This window comes from Neobacillus fumarioli NBRC 102428 (assembly GCF_001591485.1).
GTDB classification, from domain to species: domain Bacteria; phylum Bacillota; class Bacilli; order Bacillales; family Cytobacillaceae; genus Neobacillus; species Neobacillus fumarioli.
Genome location: NZ_BCUZ01000175.1, coordinates 1 through 4,127, shown reverse-complemented (window position 1 = coordinate 4,127; position 4,127 = coordinate 1). Strand labels below are relative to the sequence as shown.

At 37.8% G+C, this 4,127-nt stretch carries 5 protein-coding genes; 1 reads left to right on the top strand and 4 read right to left on the bottom strand.

Annotated elements, in window-relative coordinates; all coding sequences use genetic code 11:
* Positions 1-657 precede the first annotated feature (657 nt).
* Entirely contained in the window at positions 658-1,809 is a 1,152-nt protein-coding gene (locus BFU02S_RS14980; RefSeq protein ID WP_066372370.1) for a 3D domain-containing protein, read from the bottom strand.
* A gap of 118 nt (positions 1,810-1,927) precedes the next feature.
* On the bottom strand, positions 1,928-2,317 hold the full coding sequence (locus BFU02S_RS14975; protein ID WP_066372367.1) for a hypothetical protein: 390 nt from the start codon (positions 2,315-2,317) through the stop codon (positions 1,928-1,930).
* Between the two features lie 212 nt (positions 2,318-2,529).
* On the opposite strand from BFU02S_RS14975, the gene BFU02S_RS14970 reads away from it, so the two are divergent.
* A complete protein-coding gene (locus tag BFU02S_RS14970; RefSeq protein WP_169797615.1) occupies positions 2,530-2,943 on the top strand; it encodes a helix-turn-helix domain-containing protein in 414 nt (137 codons plus the stop codon).
* 331 nt (positions 2,944-3,274) lie between these two features.
* Here BFU02S_RS14970 and BFU02S_RS14965 read toward each other — a convergent pair whose 3' ends face one another.
* Positions 3,275-3,490 carry a hypothetical protein gene (locus tag BFU02S_RS14965; RefSeq protein ID WP_066372361.1) on the bottom strand — a complete coding sequence of 72 codons (216 nt, stop codon included), beginning with the start codon at positions 3,488-3,490 and terminating at the stop codon, positions 3,275-3,277.
* A complete protein-coding gene (locus BFU02S_RS14960; RefSeq protein ID WP_066372360.1) occupies positions 3,480-3,854 on the bottom strand; it encodes a single-stranded DNA-binding protein in 375 nt (124 codons plus the stop codon). Before BFU02S_RS14960 ends, BFU02S_RS14965 begins: the two co-directional genes overlap by 11 nt.
* Positions 3,855-4,127: the final 273 nt, after the last annotated feature.

Sequence of the window (4,127 nt, the reverse complement as noted above, 5' to 3'; positions counted from 1 at the left end):
AAAAAAATCCGCTTATTTATAGGTATTTATATGAATTTCTTGATTTAGCAAGAATTCTTCCGCCTATTTGCCATAAAATCAACATCCACCTTTAACAGACATCCATGCAAAAAAATTGGCACATCAATGAATGAAATAACTGCTAAAAGTAAAGTTATCCACAGTTATTTCAGGGTAGAGCCTTTTATTTTGGATTAAAAATTCCAAAATTAATATAGAACGTTCGTTTGTATATCTAAAAAATTTATACCCTTCTTAGAGTTTTTTAGAATTTCCCAAAACAGTAAAGGTCTAGTTAAAAATGATAATAGATTGGGTATATATGTTGAAAAGGCAGCTATTTTCAAAGGAGCTATAGAAGTGGATCAAGAAATTGCAAAGCACTATTAATTATTCTTTACGTGGAAGAATTGGGATTGAACTTTTGCTACTTATGCAAATGCAGCTCTGAGATTTAGAGAAGCGCAAGCACCTTGGTCAGCCTGCCTGCTTCTCCGAATAATCCTCCTGGTAGGCAAGCCTCTTCGAATAAGCTATGGCGCCGGAGCACATAACGAGGGACTAGGCGCCGGAGCTGGACCATTATCGAAATCGATTTTTATAAGAAAAAGGATTCCGAAAATTTCCGGAATCCTAACTCAAGTTCATCTATTTGGCTTAATCTAAAATAACTACTTTCACGACTTTGCGGCCCCAGGCTTCTGCTTGAGCCTTGGTTGGCAGGAGAACATCGATTCGGTGGCCTTTAATGTCACCGCCCGTATCACCAGCAATCGCAACACCATAACCTTCTACCCAAACATGTTTTCCTAATGGAATGACCGATGGATCAACTGCAATTAATCTCATATTTGGATTGGCTGCGATATCATAACCTGCTGCTGTAATATGGTATGAATCAAATGGAGTATAGGAAGTTGCCGTTACATACATCTCCTGTCCGTTCATCCCAGAACTAGAAGTAGAAGTAGATCCAGTTTGCACTTCGGATGCAGAGGATGTTTCTTGAGCTGCTTGAGCTTCCTGAGCGGCTCTTGCCTTTGCTGCCGCTTCTTCCTGAGCAATTCTCGCTTGAATATCCTTCAATTGTGATTCAATACCTGATTTTTGTTGTTCTGCAAGCGCTTGCTCTTTGACAATTTGATTGTACTTGTCTTGCATTTGTGACATAGCCTGCTGACGTTTTTGTAAGTTTTGTGCCAGCTCTTGTTGTTTGCTTGCAAGAATTTTTTGCTGATCTTCTAAGATTTTTTCTTGTTGGTCAATCACTTTTTTATCTTCTTCTATTTTTTGAAGGTCATTCTTTTGTTCTGTTAAAATAGTATTATCTGCATCCATTAAAGTGGATGCTGCGCTCGCACGCTGAATAAAATCTGCGATGCTTTTCGAATCAAATAATATGTCAATAAACATATTGACAGTATTATCTTGCTGAAGAGCGACTGCTCTTTTCTTCATAATATCCTTACGAGCAAGAATTTTGTCTTCTAGGTTCACGATGTCTTCTTTTTTCTTTTCAATCAGCTGGTTTGTGGCATCTATTTTTTTCTGTGTATCTGCCATTTCCTTCTGATTTTCTGTAATATAACTATTTATCGATTGTAATTCTTGTTGAATGCTTTGTATTTCTTGGTTGACAGTTTGCTTTTCTTGTTCTTTTTGATTAACAATTTGTTGTTGCTGTTCTAGCTGTTGTTGTGCATTATGTAAGGCCTCACTGCTTGTTTGAGCATTGGCGGCCATTGAACCTGATGTGCTCAACAAGATGGTAAGTAGCACGAGAACTATACGCTTTTTTATCAATTGCATATTCCCCTCCTTAATAACAATATTTATAACAGAACAATGTACCAGTTATGTTACAAAAACATTAAAAGAGTATCACAATTTGTCTTAAGATGTAAAAAAACGGTATTTAATCCAAAGGTTATGTGATTTTCTCTGGTAATCTCTTTCCTTTCATTAATTTAGGTTTTATCTTTCTTTTATGGAAATTACTTAAAATTGTCACTCGATTCGCTTCTTTGAAGAGAAAATTTGTTACTGCATCAAGCGCCTCTTTGTCACTTATCTCGCGTTTCTGTCCAACTATTTGTATGGAATGCTGCAGGAATGTCATTTTGATGTCTTCATCACTTAAGTAAAAGGAATGGATGGGGCGATCGCTAAGATGAATGATTTGATATGGAGAATTCTTAAATAAATGAGGTGACTGACATGATAGCAAGGCGGCATCGAAGAATTTTGGTTTACGTGTGGTTTTTATTTTGGATCTTTTGGGCTTTTCACCAATAAACAACAACGTTTTAATTCCCATAAAAAGAAATACCCCCCTATTTATGACATGAATTTACAACATTATTCGACGGAAATTTCATAATTCCTTTTTCTCCTAATTTACTTTAAAAGCTATTTATGCGAATGTGCACAATATTCACATAAGATAATGTGCAATCCGTGCACATTTAGACTTCCTCACCATCTTTCCCGCTATGGTAAAAATAGCATTGTTTTATGGCGGTGATAAGGATGTCCATAGGGGAAAAACTTCGAATGCTGCGCGATAAGCAAAATTGGTCTCAAGAAACTCTTGCGAAACTGATGAAGATGCACCATTCTACCATCAGCCGATATGAAAGAGGAAAAAATATACCCGATTATCAAACACTATTGCAATTTGCCGAGGTTTTTAAAATAGACAAGGATTATTTACTGATGGAACTGAACCAGCAAGAACCCCGTACGAAAGATTCGGGGCTTATGGCTAGAGAAAGTTTAGAGGATCCTGATTTAGCTCTCATTTACCAGCTTCTTCAAGTTGAGCCAAATTTGAAAAAGGCACTTGTTGAACTTCAATTAATGCCACCAAAACGCAAAGCCTTTTTTGCCGATGCGATCGTTTCCTTTATTAAAACGAATAATCGGCATAAGGATAAAATGTAGTCTCATTAGGGGGCTGAAAAAACAAAGAAGCTGCTGACACAGAAAATTCAGCAGCTCAAAAAACAGGGGGGTTTTTTACAAATAGTATTTCCGCTGCGAAAATTTTTATACATGCCTAATGGAAAAAGTTTCATTAATGGCGATATGTTTCCCTTAGCTCTTTTGCAGGCTAGGACAAGACGAATTCGTCTATTGATATCCCCGTATTATGAAAAAAATTCCGGCACCATATTAACCGGAATCGGAAATTGGGGAAAATAGCGGCAAGATCTTGATTTTCTCTAATGAAGGCAACCTAATGCGGGGAAATGATCGTCCAGGAGATTGTCATTTAAAGGGAAATTTCTTCGGTGGGTTCATGAGGTCTTAGGTGGTAGATTCTGATAGGCCCGCCCTTTGGTGCAAGCTGCTGTTCTTTTACAAGATATTCGAGCTGACGTACCCGCGTTTGTAAATGGTCTATTTTTTGATTCGCTTTGCCTACCATTTTGATTAAACTTTCCAGCAGCTGCTCCAAGTTACGGACATTTTCCTTACTACATTCCAACCGAAACTCCTCCCTCTTTCCTTTCTTCTGTGTTTATGGCTTTTGGTTTTGAACTAAGGAAGCGGACCGATTCAGCGATGACCTCTGTGATATAGATTCTTTTTCCCTCCCGACTGTCATAATAGCGACTCTGCAGCCGCCCAGTGATTCCAAGAACTCCACCTTTCCGGCAATACTGGCAAGTATTTTCGGCTGATTTTCGCCAAAGGGTACATTGAACGAAGTCTGTATCGATTTCACCATTTTGGTTTCGATAATTACGGTTGACGGCCAACGTAATTTGTGTGACTGGTGTCCCTTCGGTTGTAAATTTCAACTCCGGATCCCTTGTCAATCTGCCAACTAGTGTAACTTGATTAATCATATTTCCATTCCCCTTTCTGATTGATGACTTTATCTTAGCTTGGGCCCAGCTACCATGTAAAATTGCGAAAATGCTATTTTTGAGGGGATAACTTGCCCAAAAAAGGACTTTTCTAGCAGGTTTTTGTTCTAAAATGTGTCTTTTGTACTACAAAAATGGTTTTTTCGCATTTTTACTAATATTTTTCGACATTTGCTTCCGGATCACATATGTTATAATTAGGAAAAGGGGTAGTGTCAAAAGTTCTATGAAAACTCAGTAGGTGTATTGGTT

Coding starts and splice junctions, on each gene's coding strand:
- BFU02S_RS14975 (WP_066372367.1), bottom strand. CDS start 2,317: ATGGGAATTAAAACGTTGTTGTTTATTGGTGAAAAGCCCAAAAGATCC.
- BFU02S_RS14970 (WP_169797615.1), top strand. CDS start 2,530: ATGTCCATAGGGGAAAAACTTCGAATGCTGCGCGATAAGCAAAATTGG.
- BFU02S_RS14980 (WP_066372370.1), bottom strand. CDS start 1,809: ATGCAATTGATAAAAAAGCGTATAGTTCTCGTGCTACTTACCATCTTG.
- BFU02S_RS14960 (WP_066372360.1), bottom strand. CDS start 3,854: ATGATTAATCAAGTTACACTAGTTGGCAGATTGACAAGGGATCCGGAG.